The 20,926-nt window shown below is 45.1% G+C and carries 21 protein-coding genes; 11 read left to right on the top strand and 10 right to left on the bottom strand.

What is annotated here, in order from left to right:
- Nucleotides 1–75: 75 nt before the first annotated feature.
- The gene (locus ACWAU0_RS20000) at nucleotides 76–1,332 is read right to left on the bottom strand and encodes a Y-family DNA polymerase (RefSeq protein ID WP_171695136.1); all 1,257 of its coding nucleotides are present in this window, start codon (nucleotides 1,330–1,332) and stop codon (nucleotides 76–78) included.
- Nucleotides 1,333–1,335: 3 nt separating this feature from the next.
- Nucleotides 1,336–1,839: a LexA family protein gene (locus ACWAU0_RS19995; protein WP_458137693.1), complete on the bottom strand. Its 504-nt coding sequence runs from the start codon at nucleotides 1,837–1,839 to the stop codon at nucleotides 1,336–1,338.
- Between the two features lie 319 nt (nucleotides 1,840–2,158).
- Between ACWAU0_RS19995 and ACWAU0_RS19990 the strand changes: the two genes are divergently transcribed.
- The 3 genes from ACWAU0_RS19990 (at nucleotide 2,159) to ACWAU0_RS19980 (ending at nucleotide 3,996) form a co-directional block, all read left to right on the top strand.
- Nucleotides 2,159–3,085, top strand: coding sequence for a hypothetical protein (locus ACWAU0_RS19990; protein WP_458137692.1), 927 nt, complete (start codon nucleotides 2,159–2,161; stop codon nucleotides 3,083–3,085).
- Between the two features lie 238 nt (nucleotides 3,086–3,323).
- Entirely contained in the window at nucleotides 3,324–3,521 is a 198-nt protein-coding gene (locus tag ACWAU0_RS19985) for a hypothetical protein (protein ID WP_458137691.1), read from the top strand.
- A 25-nt stretch (nucleotides 3,522–3,546) separates the two neighbouring features.
- Nucleotides 3,547–3,996: a GNAT family N-acetyltransferase gene (locus ACWAU0_RS19980; RefSeq protein WP_458137690.1), complete on the top strand. Its 450-nt coding sequence runs from the start codon at nucleotides 3,547–3,549 to the stop codon at nucleotides 3,994–3,996.
- A 203-nt stretch (nucleotides 3,997–4,199) separates the two neighbouring features.
- On the opposite strand, the gene ACWAU0_RS19975 is transcribed toward ACWAU0_RS19980, so the two are convergent.
- The 4 genes from ACWAU0_RS19975 to ACWAU0_RS19960 form a co-directional block, all read right to left on the bottom strand.
- Nucleotides 4,200–4,718 carry a DODA-type extradiol aromatic ring-opening family dioxygenase gene (locus tag ACWAU0_RS19975; protein ID WP_523070826.1) on the bottom strand — a complete coding sequence of 173 codons (519 nt, stop codon included), beginning with the start codon at nucleotides 4,716–4,718 and terminating at the stop codon, nucleotides 4,200–4,202.
- A 286-nt stretch (nucleotides 4,719–5,004) separates the two neighbouring features.
- Complete coding sequence (locus tag ACWAU0_RS19970; RefSeq protein WP_458137688.1) at nucleotides 5,005–5,862, bottom strand: pirin family protein; 858 nt, start codon at nucleotides 5,860–5,862, stop codon at nucleotides 5,005–5,007.
- 91 nt (nucleotides 5,863–5,953) lie between these two features.
- Complete coding sequence (locus ACWAU0_RS19965) at nucleotides 5,954–6,520, bottom strand: YceI family protein (RefSeq protein WP_458137687.1); 567 nt, start codon at nucleotides 6,518–6,520, stop codon at nucleotides 5,954–5,956.
- A gap of 53 nt (nucleotides 6,521–6,573) precedes the next feature.
- Entirely contained in the window at nucleotides 6,574–7,203 is a 630-nt protein-coding gene (locus ACWAU0_RS19960) for an FMN-dependent NADH-azoreductase (RefSeq protein ID WP_458137686.1), read from the bottom strand.
- Nucleotides 7,204–7,306: 103 nt separating this feature from the next.
- Here ACWAU0_RS19960 and ACWAU0_RS19955 point away from each other — a divergent pair, with 103 nt between their 5' ends.
- The 4 genes from ACWAU0_RS19955 to ACWAU0_RS19940 all read left to right on the top strand — a co-directional run bounded on the left by ACWAU0_RS19955 (nucleotide 7,307) and on the right by ACWAU0_RS19940 (nucleotide 9,862).
- Nucleotides 7,307–8,191 (top strand): LysR family transcriptional regulator, encoded by an 885-nt coding sequence (locus tag ACWAU0_RS19955; RefSeq protein ID WP_458137685.1) that lies wholly within the window; start codon nucleotides 7,307–7,309, stop codon nucleotides 8,189–8,191.
- A 122-nt stretch (nucleotides 8,192–8,313) separates the two neighbouring features.
- Nucleotides 8,314–8,847, top strand: coding sequence for a hypothetical protein (locus ACWAU0_RS19950; protein ID WP_458137684.1), 534 nt, complete (start codon nucleotides 8,314–8,316; stop codon nucleotides 8,845–8,847).
- A 34-nt stretch (nucleotides 8,848–8,881) separates the two neighbouring features.
- Complete coding sequence (locus tag ACWAU0_RS19945; protein ID WP_458137683.1) at nucleotides 8,882–9,385, top strand: M48 metallopeptidase family protein; 504 nt, start codon at nucleotides 8,882–8,884, stop codon at nucleotides 9,383–9,385.
- 54 nt (nucleotides 9,386–9,439) lie between these two features.
- The gene (locus tag ACWAU0_RS19940; RefSeq protein WP_458137682.1) at nucleotides 9,440–9,862 is read left to right on the top strand and encodes a ProQ/FinO family protein; all 423 of its coding nucleotides are present in this window, start codon (nucleotides 9,440–9,442) and stop codon (nucleotides 9,860–9,862) included.
- Nucleotides 9,863–9,998: 136 nt separating this feature from the next.
- Here ACWAU0_RS19940 and ACWAU0_RS19935 read toward each other — a convergent pair whose 3' ends face one another.
- The 4 genes from ACWAU0_RS19935 to ACWAU0_RS19920 form a co-directional block, all read right to left on the bottom strand.
- Entirely contained in the window at nucleotides 9,999–10,553 is a 555-nt protein-coding gene (locus tag ACWAU0_RS19935; protein WP_458137681.1) for a hypothetical protein, read from the bottom strand.
- Between the two features lie 271 nt (nucleotides 10,554–10,824).
- The gene (locus ACWAU0_RS19930; RefSeq protein ID WP_458137680.1) at nucleotides 10,825–12,612 is read right to left on the bottom strand and encodes an Hsp70 family protein; all 1,788 of its coding nucleotides are present in this window, start codon (nucleotides 12,610–12,612) and stop codon (nucleotides 10,825–10,827) included.
- A 2-nt stretch (nucleotides 12,613–12,614) separates the two neighbouring features.
- Entirely contained in the window at nucleotides 12,615–13,856 is a 1,242-nt protein-coding gene (locus ACWAU0_RS19925) for a hypothetical protein (protein WP_458137679.1), read from the bottom strand.
- A gap of 4 nt (nucleotides 13,857–13,860) precedes the next feature.
- Complete coding sequence (locus tag ACWAU0_RS19920) at nucleotides 13,861–14,964, bottom strand: hypothetical protein (RefSeq protein WP_458137678.1); 1,104 nt, start codon at nucleotides 14,962–14,964, stop codon at nucleotides 13,861–13,863.
- Nucleotides 14,965–15,151: 187 nt separating this feature from the next.
- Between ACWAU0_RS19920 and ACWAU0_RS19915 the strand changes: the two genes are divergently transcribed.
- The 4 genes from ACWAU0_RS19915 to brxC are packed head-to-tail and all read left to right on the top strand — an operon-like array spanning nucleotide 15,152 to nucleotide 20,919.
- Nucleotides 15,152–16,093 (top strand): WYL domain-containing protein, encoded by a 942-nt coding sequence (locus tag ACWAU0_RS19915; RefSeq protein WP_458137677.1) that lies wholly within the window; start codon nucleotides 15,152–15,154, stop codon nucleotides 16,091–16,093.
- A gap of 12 nt (nucleotides 16,094–16,105) precedes the next feature.
- Nucleotides 16,106–16,933, top strand: coding sequence for a hypothetical protein (locus tag ACWAU0_RS19910; RefSeq protein ID WP_458137676.1), 828 nt, complete (start codon nucleotides 16,106–16,108; stop codon nucleotides 16,931–16,933).
- On the top strand, nucleotides 16,920–17,471 hold the full coding sequence (locus ACWAU0_RS19905) for a BREX protein BrxB domain-containing protein (RefSeq protein ID WP_458137675.1): 552 nt from the start codon (nucleotides 16,920–16,922) through the stop codon (nucleotides 17,469–17,471). The genes ACWAU0_RS19910 and ACWAU0_RS19905 overlap by 14 nt, the downstream gene beginning before the upstream one ends.
- Nucleotides 17,472–17,481: 10 nt before the next feature.
- Nucleotides 17,482–20,919, top strand: a complete 3,438-nt coding sequence (gene brxC, locus ACWAU0_RS19900) for a BREX system P-loop protein BrxC (protein WP_458137674.1) — start codon at nucleotides 17,482–17,484, stop codon at nucleotides 20,917–20,919.
- The last annotated feature ends 7 nt before the right edge of the window (nucleotides 20,920–20,926 follow it).

Below are 20,926 nucleotides of genomic sequence, written 5' to 3'. Positions count from 1 at the left end.
AAGCTTTTATTGTCCGGTTTTGGCCGAAAAGGTGAATTCGACAGATTCGAGCACGCAATATTGCCCAGTTTCAGCTCAGACCGTGATAGTCAGCAACTCATCCCATTTTGTTGTGTATGAAGGCGACTTAAACTCCTGCCGCATCCGCCAAAGATCACTGACTAATTCACTACCAAAGCGCACGCTGCTTTTACCATGCCGACGATTGATCTTGTCCAATGCAGACATCAATTGATCCGAACGCTCTGCATCTGTAACACCAAATAAAGATAGCTGCCCAACACCGAGGGGTAACAAATCCGGCAATAATACACCCGCTTTCTGATAACTGAAGTTGCGCCGGAAAATGCTTCTCAACCCAGTTTGCGCGGCGTTGATCAGTTTTGATGAGTCGCAGGTTGGGTAATCGAATTCAATGGTCGCGCTATTGCCGAATTGAGGTTTGCTTGTATCGAACGGGCTCGTCTGTATAAAGAGAGTCAACGCATTGGTGGTTAATTGCTGCGCCCGCAGTTTTTCGCCGGCGCGAGTGGCAAAGTAAGTAACAGCGGCCTGTAAATCGTCGTAATCTGTCAACTTAGTGCCGAAGCTACGCGAAGTCATGATTTGTTTTTTCGGCGAAGGCATCTCTTCAAGAGGAATGCAGGAAATACCGGAAAGCTCAGAAACGATTCGTTCAACGACCACGCCAAAAATTTGCCGAATTTGCTTGAGGGGGGAACAGCGAAGTTCCAAAGCATTATGAATGCCCATATCTTGCAACCGTACTTTTAACCTTCTCGAAATTCCCCAGATATCATCAAGGGCTGTAGCTCGAAGCATCTCGTCTGCATCAACATTCCGCCAATCTAAAACGCCACCTGTCGATTTATCCTTCTTTGCTATTCGGTTCGCTAACTTTGCCAATGTCTTCGTCGGCGCAATACCGATGGAAATGGGAATGCCGGTGTACTGCTTAACTATCTTCCCGATATGCATGCAATACTCAGTCAAGTTACCGGGAATACCGGCTAAATCTAAAAAACACTCATCAATCGAATACACCTCGGCTCGTGGTGCAAAACCTGCCAATATGCTCATCACGCGCTGCGACATGTCTCCATAGAGAGCATAGTTACTCGAAAAGACAGCAACATCTTCCTGGCGCAAATACTGCTTAATCTTGAAGTACGGCGCTCCCATTGCCACGCCTAATGCTTTTGCTTCATTCGATCTGGCAATCACGCAGCCATCGTTATTCGACAGCACAACGACTGGCTTGCCATTCAAGTGCGGCTGAAAAACTCGCTCACATGATGCGTAAAAATTGTTACAGTCGGCAATCGCGAACATGGTCTACAGCGAATGAATTACATGGGCAACCACACCCCATATGTGTAAGTCCATTTCTTCGGTGATTAGCAACGGCTTGTAGTCGGCATTTTCAGGCTTTAACCAGACTTGCTGATTTTCTAGCACAAGCCGTTTTACCGTTAGCTCGCCATTAACGACAGCAATTACAATCGAGTCTGATTTGGCTTCCAACGATCGATCAACGATCAGCATATCGCCACTATGTATGCCAGCGTCTTTCATAGAATGTCCCTTTACTCGCACATAAAAGGTAGACGCCGGATGCTGGACGTATTGCTCGTTTAAGTCGATGGCCGCTTCCAGGTGGTCGTCAGCCGGAGAAGGAAATCCAAAGCCGGCAGGTACCCTTGCTGTGAATAATGGGAGTTCAAGTATTGAGGCAACCTGACTTGGCTCTAAAATCGGTAGCTCTAAATTGTCGGTCTTCAAGCGCTGACTGAAAATGTCTGAAAGTTGCTGGGGTAAATTTGAAGAGGAAGCGATCATCGTCGGCACCGGTTTAAAAATATAGGATGACGATGTTACACCAAAAACGCACTTGTTCTTAATTTGTTCTATGCTAACTTCAAATTCATTGATTGGGCTTTAAAACTTTGCTTCACCTGACGGCGAACGATGTTTCTAATAGCCAAGCCGTCGCTATTTGAACGAAATATTGGCCCATCCAGTTCGCTCTCGATAGCTTACGCGGATGCATAAAAACTAGGCCTTTTTTGTTTCTGTCTTCCGGTTGATTGACCAACAAGTACGGTTAACGCATCCTTGGGCTTTGTATGACAAAAAATAAAAAATCTATCTTTCAACAATGAGAAAAATTGCCAGTAAAATCGCCAAGCGCTTGAGTAAAGCCCAGTCTAGCAAAGTCGTCGACTTTTCAAGCTATCGCCAATCCAAGCAAGAGGCTGAAACCTTATTCAGTCAAATCAAAACGACCGAACAAAATATCAAAGACGGTCGTGATCCCTTGCATGCCGTTTATATTCACGCTCAAAACCTGCTATCGGTTTTAACCGAGAGTTTGCAAGAGATGCCAGAACCTTCTCTCAATCGTTTTTGGGATGTGTTCGCAAAAGCAGATGAAGACTATATGCCTGGTGGGCCACCGATGAGTCCTTTGACAACCAGCTATTTTAATTGTTGGTTGCTGTTTGACCTGGCTATTGGCCTTGATAAGGAAACCCTAACAACGATTGTGCTTGATCTTTCGCATCTGATTGGCTTGGATAAGCAAATGGTAGAGGTTATCCAAGCCATGCAACAGTCTCGTATGGGGATGTACGAATTCATGGGGCGAAATCATGATGGGGTGTTGTTGAAAGAAATTGGCCAAGAAGACACCATCCAGTGCATTTGTCCGGCAGGCTATCAAGGCAATCGGCTTGGAGAGTTATGGTTTGCAAGGGTATTGCCACCGCTATTTGGCATGTTCGATTACAGTATCGTGTTTATCACCCCTTATGTATTGCAGCAAACCGATAAAAATGACTGGTTGGCCTATTTACAGCGAACGATAACAGGCAAAAAATCCAAAACCACTGCAAGCAATCTCGATCAATTGATGAAATATGGTTTATCGCCTTGCTATTGGCACGAATATATTTTCGAAGCTTATCTAGATGCACGAACAGAGGTGATCTTTTTAACTGGGTTACCAGACATTGCGGCGACTCGGCCACATGCCAGTGATATTGGCAAGTTCAAAGCGTTGTTGCCTGAACAAACCAGAACCTAGCATGTTCCATTTCACCATGAATTATTCAAAACAATCGGGCTGGTGTAATGATGCGCCAAACCATTTGGAATGCCCTAACTGAAATGGCTCCCGCATGTCGCTAGTAAGAGTCGGGTTAAATCGCCAAGCAAATCTAGTCGATTATAGTGTATGGGAATGACGAAATGAGCTTGTCACATTTCTGTCATGACTCCGCTCTAGACTGAGCGTTTGATGTGAAATTACATTGGTTGTTGTTTTGTTAGACAAGATTAAAGAACTAATCGGTTATAGTGTTTTGGCGAATGAACCCGATACCGAATATTTCCATTTAGGATTTGAATTAACGCTCCCTCGTGAATTGCAGGAGATTTTGGCGGGAAAAACCCATTCCAAGCCTAACGATTTCGAGAAAGAAAACTCGTTCCTTGACGAGCATGAATTAGCGCTCGGTTAAAAGCCGATGCTGGTTTTTTGTACCAATGAAAACGTACACGATACGTGCATTAGAGACCAGCTCGCTCGCAGTATCTGCGGCGGTCAATCTGCTATCGTTCAACTGCCCAAGCGAATCTGATCGATACGAAAAAAGCCGATTAGAAACTGAGATCGTGGCGATAGATACACTGCCATTTTACCGAAAGTTTTTCGGCGCTTATGATCGTGATGGAGTGCTGATTGGCGTGGGTGGCATCAAAGCCGCTGACTGGGCTTCAGATACCCATATTCTCTATATGATGGCGGTGGATAAAGACCATCGCGGAAAAGGCGTTGGCTCAGCATTGGAAGGTACTCGCATAGAATGGATGAGAAGCAATTTCTCACGAGGTCGCTGCCTGGTGAGCACTAAACATCGAAAGCGTTTTGAGCGTTGGGATTTCGTGACTGTAAGCGAAATAAGCCATAGACACATTATGATGTTAGAGTTTTAAAAAACTCGGCTTTCATCTATCCAAGCATCAATTGGTGAATTCAGCCATGCTGGTGATTTCGACGTTTCTTTGGCCATTCCGTTAGGACTAGGAATGGATGCATCGAAACGCTTTGTAGCATCGACGATGGGCAATACGTGATGGACTGCTGCATGTCACTGTCTTTATCAATACTCTGGAATTGTGTCAATATTTGATAGTAATCAACGATGCCAGATAAAACCACTGGTCTTTTTGCCCAAAACGTTGCCATCAAATATTAATTCCGCTGCTTCATTGGAAAGACCCGCACATACATGCAACGGCAACAGATGTTCTTCCCTGGGATGACAGTAACGCGCGAACGGTGCTTGTTCCCAAGCTATCAACCGTGAAGTCCGCTCATCGAATGACAGGGTTTGCTTGGTGCAGGTGTCAATCAACCAGTCTTCAAAGGCCGCATTTTGCTTATCCAAACCTTGATTGCCGGTAAAGAAGGCTCGCATATTGTGAAAGGAAAACCCTGAGCCGATGAACAGCAGATTATCCCGGCGTAATTGCCGTAGCGCTTTACCTATATCTATGTGAGCGGCAGGATCGAGACTGCTCAACAGGGATAACTGAACACAGGGAATCGTAGCATCTGGAAACATCAACTTTAACGGCACAAATAAGCCATGATCAAAGCCGCGCTGCTCGTCCAATCGCGCAGGAATGCCGCTTTGCTGCAAGGCGGCAAACATCTTGTCCGCCAAGCTGGGTGAGCCGGATGCTGGATATCGGATGGCATAGGCCTCATCGGGGAATCCGTATAGTCATAGATCAAGGACGGCGAGGCGCCACGGGTGATGGTCGCGACGGATGCTTCCCAATGCGCGCTAATGACGCAAATCGCCGATGGTGTGGGTATTCTGGCTGAAACACCTTGCAGAAAATCGACCAATTGCTGATGCCTTGGGTCACCCAACAGCGGTAAAGGGCCGCCGCCATGGGGTATGAACAACACAGGACTCAAGATTGAATCATCGCTCATACCAGTTGCCCATTGCGGTAGTCGCTCAGCGCTTGATCGATTTCTTCGCGCGTATTCATCACAAACGGCCCATATTGCACAATGGGTTCCCGCAAGGGGCGGCCAGCCAGTAGTAGAAAAGCAGCGGACTGATCGGTGGTGTGAATCTCAATTTGCTCACCTTCGGACAACACGCCCGCCGTTTGCGAGGCCAGCGCACGAAGCTGCTCGGCTGCACCGATTTCAATCTTGCCTTCGTAGGGATAAACAAAAGCGTTATGCGCCTCGGCAATGGGCAGGGAAAAACGGCTATGCGCGGGCAGTCTGACATCCAGAAATAACGGTTGCGTGCTCAAGCCTTGGATCGGGCCATGAATGGCGTGACCATAGATTTCGGCACAACCCGCAATCACTTTGACTTCGCCGCCGTCCGGCAGAGCCCGTAGCGGAATTTCATCGGGCTGAATATCCTGATAGCGCGCGGGCTTCATTTTTTCTTTGGCCGGTAAGTTGATCCACAGTTGGAAGCCGCGCATGCGTCCGCTCTCTTGTTGCGGCATTTCCGAGTGAATGATGCCACGTCCCGCCGTCATCCATTGCGCGCCGCCGCTTTTTAGATCGCCTTGATTACCCAGATGGTCTTCATGCAGCATGTGGCCATCCAGCATATAGGTCACGGTCTCGAATCCCCGGTGTGGATGGCTGGGGAATCCGGCGATGTAGTCGTCGGCGTTGGCCGAGGAAAATTCATCGAGCATCAAAAAGGGATCGACGCGCAAGGTTTGGTTTTGTCCCAAACTACGACGCAGTTTGACACCACCACCGTCTGAGGTGGCGATCGAGGGAATGGTTTGTTGAAGGGAGCGAGTTTTCATGTGAACCTCTTATCTTTTCAGGGCGATAGCAAAAACCATTGCCCTGATTCATTGTTGCAACAAAGCCATCTGCGTCAATGTGCGCAGCGACTTATTCTTTGACGGCTTCGACCGGAATGGTCACGGTCACTTCATCACCGACATTCGGGGCATATTTGCCCATATTGAAATCGGTGCGTTTGACCATCGTGGTGGCATTCGCGCCGCAAGCATCTTTCTTCAGCATCGGATGCGGCATGCACTGGAATGAGGTTACCGTCAGCGTGACCGGCTTGCTGATGCCTTTAAGGGTCAGTGTACCTTCGACACTGACCAGCTTTTCACCCTCGAAATGGAGCTTGTTGGAACTAAAAGTCATGCTTGGATAGTGAGCGGTATCCAGAAAATCGACCCCCTGAATGTGCTCATTGAACAATGCAGAGCCGGTGTTGACCGACGTGGTATCGACAGTCACATCCACCGAACCGGTTTTGGCCTGGCGATCCAGGACGATCTTACCCGTGGTTTTATCGAAGCGGCTGAGCTGGGTAGAGTAGCCAAAATGGCTGTACGAAAATCGCGGCAAGGTATGCGAGCCGTCGATCACGAAAGTGTCCGGCGCGGCCAATACTGGAGTGGAAAATAAAGCCGCTAACGGCAATAAGACGGTAGGTTTCATGGTAAAGCTCCTGCGGTTATGGAAAAGTACACTCAAAATCGGTTGGTCCGAATTCACATCAAGTTTTCTGGGGTCGGTTTTCGCGCAGCCAATTCCTGCAATTTAACTCTGGCATCCGCCAAGGCTTTTGCTTTGGTGTCGGGGCTCATGTTCAAGCCTTCGGCGTAAACAAATTCAATGTCTGTGATGCCGAGAAAATTCAGAAAATCCCTGACATAGGTTGTTTGGCTATCCAGTGCCGTCCCCGCGTACTGACCACCACGGGTAGCGAAGATATATGCCTTCTTGCCGGTCAATAAACCTTCCGGCCCATTTTCCGTGTAACGAAACGTCACACCGGCACGGGCAATGTGATCGAAATAGGTCTTGAGCGTCGACGGAATGCCAAAGTTGTACATGGGCACACCGATCACCAGGATGTCCGATTGTTTAAGTTCATGGATCAAATGATCCGATATATCGACCCGCTTTTGTTGCACCGCCGTCCGGGTTTCCATGGGTGTGAAAAATGCGGCAACGATTTCGGCGTCCAGATGCGGCAAGGTTTCTTGCGCCAGATCGCGCACTTTGATTTGCGTTTCCGGGTGATTGCGCTGCCAAGCGGCGACAAATTCATTGCTTAGTTGGCTCGATTGCCCTTCAGACGCGAACAGGCTCGATTGTATTTTCAGCAAAGTGGTCATGGTCTTTTTCCTTGATGAGTGACGATGGCGCTATTTAAAGCGTTAACTGGTCGATAAAAAAGTATAATTATTGACTCATAATTATTAGTTTATTAGATAAGTTATGGTGAGTCCCTACATTACGCTGGAACAATGGCGAGCCTTGATCGAAGTAGTCGATGCGGGCGGTTATGCCCAGGCTGCGGAAAAGCTCAATAAAAGCCAATCGGCAGTGACCTATGCCGTGCAGAAAATTGAAACCCTGCTCGGCGTCAAAGCCTTTGAGATTCAGGGACGCAAAGCCATGCTGACGCCAACCGGGCAGATGCTGTATCGGCGTGCATTGGCCTTGGTGAATGAAGCCAATGAACTGGAGCAAGCCGCGCATCAGCTTTCGGCAGGCTGGGAAGCCACCATAACCCTTGCGGTTGAAATCCTGTATCCATCGGCTCGGTTGCTGGCTTGCTTGGATCAGTTTGGACAGGAAAGCCCCGGCACGCGCATCGAGCTGATCGAGTCGGTATTAGGTGGCACTGCCGATGCGTTATTGAGCGGGCAAGTTGATTTGGCTATTTCGCCGCAGGTGCCGCCTGGCTTTTTGGGTGACGTGTTGACGCAGGTGCGGCTATTAGCCGTCGCGCATGCCGACCATCCCTTGCATCATCAACCGCAGGCATTAACGTATCGCGATCTACGAAACTATCGGCATATTGTGGTCCGCGATTCCGGCAACAAACGGGATCAAAGGGCGGTAACCGTTGAAGTGAATCAGCGATGGACGGTCAGTCATATTGCTACGTCAATTGCAGCCGTTTCAAATGGCTATGGCTTTGCTTGGTTGCCGGAAGAGCATATCCGCAACGAATTGGCGACGGGGCTACTCAAGCCCTTACCCTTGCAAGAAGGCGGGATTCTAGAGATACCGCTATATCTGATTATGCCTCATTCAGACTTTGCAGGTCCTGGTGTGAAGCGTTTGGCTAGCATGCTACAAGCAGCATCGATCTGAAATGAGTCGGTATTTCGGTTCTAATCAGCCTGGAATCCTGGCGCAATGTATAATCGAGTTGAAGTTGATGTGACCGATCAATATTTCAAATTGCCTAAAAAACAAATCAGCCTGCCGGTTTCATGGATTTTCTAAAACTCTGCGTCGGCGAACGCTTCGATCATGACATACCCGATGCGGGCATGAGCATTATGCTTGCGGGTGGCACACCGCTTTTGACCTTCAATTTTTCGGCTACCCCTGGCGAAATCAATGCCTTTCTAAGTGGCACAACCTCGTTTGCCTTACATTCAGAAGAAAACGTGTTGTTCTTTCTGTTCAAAATAGAGGGTTTCCTGGATTGGTCAGATTTAGCGTTTACCATTCATCTTGCGGGCGAAGAGACTATCGAAGAAGGTTACGCTTATCTCCCATTCAATTTAGTATTGGTTGATCCTGATAGCAAAATCATTCGGGGCTTACGGATGGTGACCGTGTCGCCGGATTTTCGATCAATGTTGGTCAAATACGTTCGGCAACAGGCAGCACAACCATTTAGTATGCTAGATTACTATCGGAGCATAGGCAATCTGTATGACCGGTATCCTGCGACATCCGATTTGCTGAAAAATGCTGTGATTGTTGAGCAAGGTGGAAAGACGTTGCCTCAATGCTAACCCGCTTCGACATTACCCTTAGCACTCGTCTGGAATGCAAACATTACGATATTTATCCGGTTATCCAACCACCATCACCGACCAAGTTCAGCGGCTGATTGACACAGAAAAACTGGGAGCCGTGCTCTTAAAAAAATATCCTGCCACGCATGAAATTAAAACCGACAAGGCTCTCTATGCTTATGTCATGGAACTAAAGAACCAGTATCTCCGCCAATCAAGCCCAATCAGCAAAATCGTGTACGACGACAAAATCGATGTGCTTCACCAAGCACTCGGTCTCCATTCGTTTGTATCGAGAGTCCAGGGCGGCAAACTTAAAGCTAAAAACGAGATACGGATTGGCGCAGTCTTTAAATCAGCACCACTGGAATTCCTGCGCATGATCGTTGCGCATGAACTGGCTCACTTACGAGAGAAAGAACACAATAAGGCTTTCTATAAGTTATGTGAATATATTGAGCCTAACTATCACCAGCTAGAATTGGATACCCGAATTTACATGACATATGTCGATTGCGTTGGTGCCCTTTATTAAACACTCCTGGCCATAACCAAAGTATTCATTATTTCCACTCAACTATTGACATCTATGGGATTTGAACAACTCGCATCTTTGAAAGAAGATTTAGCTAAACAAGCAGCCGCTAGAAAAGAAGCCGAAAAACAAAAACGCGGTTCTGCAAATAACAAACTGTATCCAGTTGACCCTGTATTACGGACAATTGGTTTGCTGCAAAAACATTTTCCGCTGGCTTTTCCCAAAAAACCGAATGCAAAGGTGCCGTTAAAAATTGGGGTTCATAAAGATTTACTTGAGCAAGCCGAAGCGCTTGGTCTTACTGCAAATGAGATACGCGCGGCCTTGAAAAAATGGGCTAAAGGTAAACGGTATGCTGAATGCCTGGTTGCCGGTGCCGCACGAATCGATTTGCAGGGGCAGGAAGTTGGTTTTGTCACCAAAGACGAAGTCGAGCGGGCTAATAAACATCCGGTAAAACTTTGCCCAACATGACATCGAGCCATGTCCTCGGTAGCCGAGTTTTCACTGTTCCAGCGCAAATATCGCCCTAAATTTCTAGCGCACTTAACGATAGCCTACGCTGGTGAATAAAAATTTGGCCTAATTTTCCCGGTTATCGGTAATAAGCCTATTTATAAAACTGAAGCAACTCATCTATAACAGGCTCCATTTTCGTTTTTACTCCTTGCCATTTAAAAAACGATAATCCGCCTTTATTCCTTAGATGATAATTCGCTGTTGCGATAACCCCAGTTTTGTTTGATATCTCAATGTCCGCTGTCGATAGATAAGTCCCTATATCCCAAGACTGCCTTGCGGTATAGGTTAAGCTAAAATCACATGAATCGGGTGCTGGTGTAATGTTCATATAGTAATGATCCATTTCATCACCATCGTCGCTATTTTGGAGTTTAACTTTGTCCAACTGCGATGGAACAAATTCGCTTTCAATGTGGTGGCGAGCTAGGCCATCCGTGATGACCGGCACTAACTCAGCGATAACCACTTTCGGATTCTCTCTTATACAGATACGCTTTACATCATAGGATGCATCTAGCGGTTTAACTGTGACGGATGTACATCCACCAATTGATAGTCCGGCAAATAAAATTGCAATTTTCCTCAAGAGTCTTCTCCGGCAGTGTTCAATATTGTTTAGCTGAAAAACCGCTATTTGTTCCATGTCAAATGTCGTCTGCTTGAAATAATTATTATGCCGCGTAAGCGAACTTCGGTATCCGGCCTGTACATGCCAATTTTATTGAGTTTGAGTCTATCTTGGCGCGAAGTGCCTATGCCTAGACATAGACACTTCGCGCGTAGTTTTTCAGATGTATGCTCCATCAATCACCGAGAAATTGCAGACAGTCAATATTACATAAATTACTTTGGCGTTTGGTTTAAATTTTTTTCAAAACTTTAAAATTTTGGCAGATGAATTATTTTGGATATTATCAGAGCTTTGATGAACAATTACATAACGGGTCATTTGATGCTCTGTGGCAAATAGCACAAGGCTGGTAATAAAGCTTTTCTTCTACTTGGATTGAGGGTGGGTCCAAGCGATAATCAAAATAGTGAGGTTCGATTTGATATAGTAACTCACCAGGGATAGCTATTTTGTGTTTATTTGATGCCACTATGTTTGATCGAAATATTAGGCTACCTTGTTTGTGGTTTTTCAGTTTTGATTCATAATTAATGTCATCCAAAACTCCTTGTTTTGTATAATCAGTTGGAAAATATAATCCAAACTCCAAATCATGAACTTCGGTAGTAGCCAAATATTTCTTAGTGAGAGACCTAGCTTTGGCTGTTAATATCAAGTTTTCATCAATTTCTACATCTAGCTCAAGTCTTTCTTGAAATGGCCGAGCTTTACTATCTACTTTCACAACTAGGTTTGCAAGCGTATTTCTATCGTCATTAGGTAACACATTTTTGCCAGGTCGAACTGGCGCAGAAAGTTGGAATTTTGCATAACCATCTCTAGGGTCTGCACAATATAAGTGGAATTGATCCGCTTTGGTTTCGCCTTCTTTCGGCATAATTGAACCAGCTTCAATCAACGACATATAGGAATTACGAGCTAACAAAAGCTCTACTTTTTTGGCTATTTGTAATTGCGCTTCATCATGGGCAATCCAAGCAGCTCCCTCTGCTATCAACGTACCGCTTCGATCAGATACCTGTACTCTTTGAGCTCCGAACCATTCGTGCAACCGCGCTTTTATGATTGGCATATTGGCCATTCCACCAGTTGCAAGACATAATGAAATTTGCGCTGGCGATACATGTGCAGATTCGAGAAGTTTTGTTATCCGATTTAAGCCATTGTCTAATAATGGCGCGATGATTTCTTCCATCTCATCGCGGGTTAGAGAATAATCTAGTTCATCATTCTTAGAACCCCTAAAGAAATTCGGAATATAAAGTTGGACCTTGTCGCGTGTTGATAAGTCAATTTTTGCTCGTTCACAGCGATGTATGAGCCTAGTTTTGGCATCCATTAAAATCTGTGCAGCCTCAGCATCATCCATATTTTGAAGAACTCGCCGTTCAATTTCTTGAGCAAGCATTTCATCGAACATGTCGCCACCAACATCGTAAGTCCCATCATTCTGAATCTGAACTAACATCCCATCAATTAAGCGGCAAAGAGTCAAATCTAACGTGCCGCCGCCCCAATCAAAAACGAGAATTAGCTTTTTGTCGTAGCTTCGGAGTGTGGCTGAAATATCATTTTGGTTACGAAAGAATCCATAAAGCGCAGCAAGTGGTTCGTGTACAAACTGCACGATATTAATACCACTTAAACGAAATGCGTCACGTAAAGCAGCACGGCGGCGACCATCCATATCGACTGGTATTGTGACAACGGCTCGCTCAATTTTATTTAATGAATCACCTCTTCGGCTACGGCTACTGTCTTCTGCCTGTTTTGCAACAAATCTCACAACATCAGCGACGATATCAATGGGGTCTCTTTCAACCCCCTCAACAAATACCGAATCTTGTCCCAAAAGTATTTTTGGCGATTTAACAACGTTTCCTTTTATACCTAAGCCAGATTCGCCAAGCCTTAGTTTAGCTTCACGCCCAACGATGATCTTGTTTCCTTCGTAACATGCAACAGAAGGAATAGGCAATCCCTCATCGTCCAAAAAATTTATAGCTCTATTGCCTTGGATTGATGACACTAAACTATTAGTCGTACCAAAATCAAAACCAACCACGCTCATTCTTAATCCTCAGATTCTAGTTCTTTGATTTCTTTAAATAACCCATCTAATACTCTTTCAGCATGATCATCCATTACATGAATTTTCGGTGGGTCTCGGCGTAAAGCATGCAATCCTTCTTGAAGTAGGTTTGCTTCCGTTTTCAATCTTCTTAATAAGCGAGTCCGAAGTTGTTCCTTGTCATCACCTAGGTGAATACGAGCATGAGTATGAGCATTCTTTTCGAGTTCTAAGGCATCAGTTAATCTCTGAATCTTGCTGTCTTTTTCACTCTGAATGAGTTTTAAATTTTCAATTTCTGCATTCAAAGTTTTTAGTTCTTCAGCGAGACTTTCTTGAGCGCGAAGCGCTTTTTCTGTTAATGCGGCATTTCTTTCGGCTTCTTTTTTCAAAGTAGAATAAATAAATCCAGCCGATTTAATGTTATCTATTTCTGTTAAAGTCTTTAATTTCTCCGTATCATCTAGAGATTCAGGAATGCTGGATTTCCATAAAGCTGAGTAGATCATTTGCATTATTTTTTCAATTGAATATGACCTTGTTTCAACAAGCCATGTGGCGAGGCAATAAACGGCATTTATCTTCAATTGCTCTAAATTCAAGCTTTTTGTGTTGGAATTCTCAGTCGAGTTTTCAGATTTAGGTAATTCAGCCTTTGCCAACTTGTTCAATGCATCTTCTGGAGAAATCGCATGAGGATGATTATTTAGCACCAAAGACAACTCCTCTTCAGCGAAGAGGAAGTGCCTTTTTAAAACTTTTTCTACAAAGCTTCTAATTTCACTTTTTACCCTAGGGTAACCTACAATTTCACGACTTATGAGCAAAAGTTCTTTTGGTACAGCTAATAAAACATCGCTATTCGCATAATCTAAGAGCTTTGCCATTTTTTCTGGAGAGACTAGATAATCTTGGCAAATCGCTTTCTCAGCCTTATTGAATGTTCCTGATATACGCTGTCCTTTGCGTATATAAGCATATTCGATAAATTCAGATAAGCTATGAATTTCTATTTTTGATGATCTCTTTGATTTATTATTATCACCTGATTCATCTTGAACTTTATTTGCATGACCAGATATTGACTCGCTTTCTATGGGTTCTCTAATATCATCTTGACTCTTTGGTATTGAGTTGGCTCTATTGGTAGTGAATGTTTTTTTTTGATTTAGAAAACTTGCTGATTTGCCGCTGGACTTTTTACCAGTGGTTTTATTAAAAATTGGCACTTCATCTTTAGACATTGATTCAACCTATATTTTTACTTCGTTCAATAATATTTTCCGCCCATCCGCCTATAGTCGGACTGTTTCTATAATCTCTAGCATAATATACAGCAGACTCAGCATCACCTATTTCAAGAGCTAATTCACTCAGTAATATGTGACCTTTTGTTTTGTCAAACTCTGGAAGGTTGCCTTTAAGAAAAAAAACGATTTCATCTTTGTGCTGTAAAAGTTGTTTACTATCCATAATACTCCAACGAATAATTTGCTCTGAATCAAAATCGGTGACTAATTGCTCTAGAGTAGTGTAACTTTGATCAAAATCAGTCTTATTCGTTGTATTTGTCAGAGAGAGCCAGTTAAAATAGCGACTAGCGGCTAAACCAACCCTAGATAAACCTGCTTTAGTCTGCGCTTCGTTGAAGTGATTAAAATGAAATGAAATCAAAGCAATCAATACATTGGCCAATGGGCGATCAAAGTTTTTTAATTGATCGACTGCACGGTTAAATTTTTTCCGGTAAGCATCATAAGGAAGACTGGATTCTGGCGAATCCTCTTTTGCAAGTACGCCAAAAAAATACTCACATATCCCATCGCAATAGCCCATTGCAGTACGAAAAGGTTTAGATGCATGAATAAAATGCTCAATGGCTCGCATATCTAAACGACGACCGCGCGCGACTTCGTAAAAAATTTTCTCTACCTGCACCAAATCATTCTCGTCAGCAATTTCAAAATGAATTTTGAAAGTTGCTTTAACTTTATTGTTTTCTAGATCAATGCTGATCGTGTCATTATGGATTGTTGATAGCGTAGCACCTAAATTTTCAATTGATACGGGTTGACCGTTGATTGCTGCGCGTATGCAATGATCAACTTTTATTTCATCAGCTGATAAGGGGCTTGTGATTCTAAATGTCGTACTTCCCAACTCAGTATTGCCAATAAATAAAGATGGTCTAGTGTAGGGATGTGCTTCAAATCGATGGCGTCGAAAGTCTTCAAAAATCGTGGTGCTGAAATTGCAATGTTGGCACTGGTATACGATTGGTTGAGGATGGAATGGACTTTCAAATCCTGAAAACTCATGATGTTCAATATATCCCGTGTGCCAAAATCCCATACACATCTCCTGATAAGTTATTGAATAGAAACATAATGTTCAGCACATTTCCGTCACCGATAGTCAGCTCGGTGTGATTGCTGAACATAGGAAATCATTGCGATCATTTTGATGATGATCTTGAATTACAAATAGCCAGTAGACACATTCTAGTACGACTAATATACTGGTGGCAAACGTCATTCTTATGCGTGTCGCCATCAATAAAACTACAATGTCAATCAGTCAGATCACCGATCTTACGCAGCCACAGAGGGATCGACTTGCATTCATAGAGCTTAAACTTAGGTTCTTTGGTGACGTTCGCCGACAGGATTTGGTGAATCGGTTTGATATACAGACTGCTGCGGCAACGCGTGATCTCGCCGTTTACAAACAATTAGCGAAAAGTAACATACAGTACAACGCTAACGCTAAATCCTATCTGCTCGGAAAGGACTTTAAACCTGTCTTTCCCTTTTCAACGGAGCGAGTGCTGGCATGGCTATCGCTTGGCTATGGGGACAGTGAGCCGATCGTTACAACGGCTAACTTCCCATGTGAAGTGTCCTCTCGTATCAATCAAGCGGACATGGATGTTTTAGCCCATGTGACTAGAGCAATACACAAGTCATATCCACTGGGCATTCACTACTACTCCATCACAAGCGGCAAGACTGAACGACAAATTGTTCCCTTTGCACTGGTTGATAACGGTTTGCGTTGGCATGTTCGTGCTTTTGACCGAAAAAGCCAAGAATTCCGGGATTTTGTCCTTACCAGAGTCAAAGAGCCCGTTGCCTTCATCAATGACGAAGTTTTGCCTCAGGAGATGCGGGATCAAGACATTCAATGGAATCGTATCGTAGAGCTTGAGCTGGTTCCGCACCCGGATCAGCCACATCCAGTGATTACAGAAATGGATTACGCGATGCGAAACGGTGTTCTGCCGATGAATCTTCGAGCCGCTGTTGCAGGATATTTTTTGCGCAAGTGGAGTGTTGATTGCTCTCCAGATCATTCATTGCGTGGACATGAATACCGGTTGTGGCTGCGTAATCATTTGGCCTTATACGGCGTCAAAAATGCTGTACTCGCACCGGGATATCGTTCACCTGATGGTGTCAATCTTGTAGCTAATCCAGACTAAATTGCCCTTTTAATGATGCATAAAAAAGATAGGTTGGTTGACAAAATTGCCACATTGCAAACTAAGCCGATGGTTCGATTTGGGATTGATTATGATCGAGCGGGAGCACACACGTCGCGGACGCTGATGCTAGAGGAACTAACTGCGTTGTTGGCGTATGTTGATAATCCTGATGCCGACAAATTAAGCTATGTCTCAGCCATCATAGATGATAACTGTTTAAACAAACGAACCCTCGCAAATCGAAAAATAACCTATCGCGACCTGGGCAAACTTTATGCGCTAGACCCTTCAGTGACTGTTTTTCGGGTGATGAGTTACTTTTGGAGTAGAGACACTAGCAGCCGTCCACTATTAGCCTTGCTATGTGCCTTTTGTAGAGATTCTATATTGCGTGGCACCGCGCCTTTTATCCTCGATCTAAAAGTTGCTTCGGCTGTTGATCGAGAACAGTTAGAGCTATTTATCGACAACTTACATCCGGACCGATTTAGTCCCGCCACACTCAAATCAGTAGCACAGAATGTCAATTCATCATGGACTCAAACCGGACATTTAACCGGTAGGGTTCGAAAAATTAGAACCAAGGCACAGGCCACTTCAGGCAGCGTTTCCTTTGCTTTGTTTCTGGGGTATTTGATTGGTGAACGTGGAGAATCTTTATTTCAGACCGAATTTGTCAAATTACTTGACTGTTCAAATGACCAAGCGATCGAACTAGCCGAAGAAGCGTCTCGTCGAGGTTGGATCGTATTCAAACGTGTTGGTAAAACCATCGAAGTGGTGTTTCCCAATTTATTGACCAAACAAGAAATGGAATGGCTGCGTGAGCAAGGTTAAACGTTTACTGAACTCCTACAACAAATATATTTCAATTCCATGGCGTGATGATGCGGCAGCGGCTCAGCGTGTGATCTTTTGTGTCTATCCAGAAACAGAAGAACGCACCATCAGAGCCAAAATTGATGAGTTTGAGATTGTCACGAAACAAGCTGGCCATGATTGGGCTCTTTTCGATTTAACCGATACTTTTGCAGAATGGTTGAAACCACAGCGCTATGCCAATAGCTATTTTCAAAAGCCTGCGCTGCTATCGAACTTGCTTCCCAAATACATGGATTTTATTGATCAACGGTTTGGACAATTTTTGATCGATCAGCAAGTCGATGGCAGTTCAGTGGTGGCCATCAAAGGCGTCGGCTCTTTATTTGGTTTTCTAAAAGTCAAAGATGTGGTTGACCAGCTTGCGCCGCAGGTACACGGTCGGCTACTGGTGTTTTTTCCGGGCAGCTACGAAAACAACAATTACAGATTATTAGATGGTTACGATGGCTGGAATTATCTAGCCGTACCTATTACCGCAGACAAGGAAATTTAAGAGGATTAGCATGCAAAATCGGGATATTTACCAAAAAGACCCCGTTAGTCGAAAATTGGTCAACGAAGGTGTCGCTAGTGTTAATGATGAACAAACCCAGCAAGCATTAGCAGTATTGCGATACGAATTGGAAACCTTCGTCTGCGACGGACAGTACGAAGCAGGGATGGCGCATATTCTTGATACCTACCTAAAAAACGTCGAGCAAGCTCAGCAACCCGCCGTCTGGGTCAGTGGCTTTTACGGTTCAGGTAAATCCCATTTGGTCAAAATGCTACGCGCACTTTGGGTAGACACTGTTTTTAGCGATGGAGCCACTGCTCGCGGCATTGCAAACTTGCCAATATCGATTCGTGATGGATTGAAAGAACTCAGCACCCAAGCCAAACGCCATGGTGGACTCCACGCAGCCTCTGGCACGTTGGGCGCAGGAGCCAGTGGTAGTGTTCGATTGGCGCTACTCCGCATCATCTTTAAATCTGTAGGATTACCGGAACAATATCCTGTAGCCCGTTTCGTCATGTGGCTGAACAATGAAGGGATTTATGACCAAATTCGACATGAAGTTGAAGCCAATGGTTTTGACTGGAATGAGGAATTGGACAATTTTCATGTCGCTGAAGGACTTTATGCCGCACTGTGCAAAGTTAAGCCCACCATATTTTCATCTTCATTAAGCGCCGTAGAAATTCTGCCTCAGCTTTACCCGAACGTCTCTGATGTAACCAGTGACGAAATGCTAAAAGCCATCAAGCAGGCGTTAACCAAAGAGGGAAAATTTCCGCTGACTTTAGTCGTGCTGGATGAGGTTCAACAATACATCGGTGAAGACAGTCAGCGCTCTATTGATGTGCAAGAAGTCGTAGAAGCGTGTTGTAAGAATATTGGCGGCAAACTGTTGTTTATTGGTACGGGGCAAACCGCCGTGACCGGTACCAGTAACCTCAAGAAATTGGAAGGTCGTTTTACCATTCGGGTTGAGCTTTCAGATGCCGACGTAGATGCGGTTATTCGACAAGTGATTTTGGCTAAAAAGCCGGAAGCCAAAGCGCCTATCGAACAAATCATGCAGACCAATCTCGGCGAGATTTCAAGGCATCTTGCGGGAACGACCATTGGACATAAGCAAGACGACATTCCCTATTTCGCTCAGGATTATCCTATTTTGCCGGTACGTCGGCGGTTTTGGGAAAATACCCTGCGCGTCCTTGACCAGACAGGCACGGATAGCCAGCTGCGTAATCAGCTCAGCATGATTCATAAAGTCATTCAAACCAATCTGGATGATTCGCTTGGCCATATGGTACCCGCTGACTATCTGTATTTTGATTCGGCAGATAAGCTGTTGCAGGCAAGAATATTGCCTCGCAAAGTCCATGAAAAAACCATGACCTGGGCTAAAGGTTCGGAGACTGAACGTTTGATGGCCAGAGCGTGTGGACTGGTATTTCTCGTCAACAAACTTTCTGGCAGTAATAACGAAATCGGCATTCGCGCAACCATTGATTCCATTGCCGACTTATTGGTTGAAAATATCGCCGAAGGCTCAAGTAGCCTGCGCAGTAAGCTGCCAAGCTTGCTCGATAAATGCGAGCTATTGATGAAAGTCGGTGATGAATATCGTATTCAGACCGAAGAAAGTGCCGCATGGAATGACGAGTTCCTAAGCCAACGTTCCAATTTGGCTAACGAGGCACACCGTATCGAAGCGGAGCGTGATGACCGAATTCGGAAAAAATTCGGTGAAATCGTTAAAAAGCTGTCATTACTGCATGGTCAATCCAAAGTCAGTCGCGATATTTTTCCATTGTTTGATAGCCAACTGCCTAACGATGCCGCACAAAAAATTTACCTGTGGGTGCGTGATGGCTGGAGTCTCGATGAAAATTCCGTGCGTGTCGATGCCAGACAGGCGGGCAACCAATCGCCGACACTGTTCGTCTATATCCCCAAGCGCTCTGCCGATGACTTGCGTCATTACCTGATCGAATACAAAGCAGCCACGGCAACCTTGGATAAACGCGGCGTGCCCAATACACCGGAAGGCACGGAAGCCAGGGCAGCCATGGAAACCACCAAACAAACCGCCGAAGGCAAAATCAAGGAATTGCTGGACGAAGCATTTTCAGGGGCGCGGGTATTTCAGGGCGGTGGTAATGAAATAGTCGGCAATGATTTGCAAGACATGGTGAATGAAGCTGCTACCAATGCCTTGCAGCGCCTATATCCGCAATTCGCCACAGGCGATCATATTGGCTGGCCAAAGGTCTATGAAAAAGCCCAAAAAGGCGCGCCAGATGCACTCAAAGCGGTTGGCTTTGAAGATGAAGCAGCCAAAAATCCGGTCTGTAAGCTGTTACTGAGTGCCATTGCCGGTGGCAAAAAAGGCGCGGATTTACGTGCTCAATTCGAATCATCACCCTATGGCTGGTCGCGGGATACAGTTGATGGTGGCTTGCAGGTGTTGCTGATTGCGGGCTTGATCAGAGCCCAAGACGAGCAAGGCAAAACCCTTGATCCTAAGGAGATCGAACGAAAAAGCATCGGTAAGGCGCTGTTCAAAGTCGAAGCAACCACCATTACCACGCCACAGCGTATTCAAATCCGTAAAGTCTTGCAAAAGATGGATTTGAGCGTAAAGCAAGGCGAAGAATTGGCCGTGATTCCGCCGTTTTTGCAAAAAATGCAAGAACTCGCAAACCGTGCCGGTGGTGAAGCGCCAAAGCCTGAGCGCCCAAATACTCAATTCTTGGATGATATTCGCCTGACTGCGGGTAACGAACAATTGTTGGCAATCTATAACCAGCGCGATGAATTGCCGACCATTATCGATCAGTGGACAACAACAGCCGAACAAATTGAGCAACGTTGGCCAACTTGGCAAACATTGAAGCGATTGGCTCAGCATGCCAAGAGTTTGCCGGACATCGATGCGATGTCGATTCAAATCACAACCATTGAAGAACAACGCCAGCTTTTACTGGAACCTGATGCCATCACGCCATTACTGAGTAACGTTACTCAGTTATTGCGTGACGAATTGAACCGTTTGCAGCATGAGTATGAAGGCCGCCATAAGCAAGGCATGCAACGGTTGGAGCAAGACGAAAACTGGCAAAAACTGGAGCCTGAACAACGCAACCAGTTGCTGAGCGAGCAAAAGTTAACCCTGTCAGACCAACCAGAATTTAATCTGGCGTCTACGGAAACCATTCTCGCTACACTGGATAAACAACCATTATCGAGTTTAACGGATCGTGTCGTAGCGTTACCGGCACGCTTTGACAAAGTTGCCATGGATGCCGCCGAATTGTTGGAACCGCAGGCGCAATTCATTCAGGTACCAAGACGAACGCTTAAAAGCGAAGAGGACATTGACGCGTGGATTGTTGAAGTCAAAAGTCAATTACAATCGGCATTGTCTTTGGGTCCGATTGTCATTAAGTAGGTCACAA

It is taken from the genome of Methylomonas sp. Uni0009, assembly GCF_054188105.3.
The sequence above is the reverse complement of the archived record's forward strand: the minus strand, read 5'-3'. Positions and strand labels throughout refer to the sequence as shown.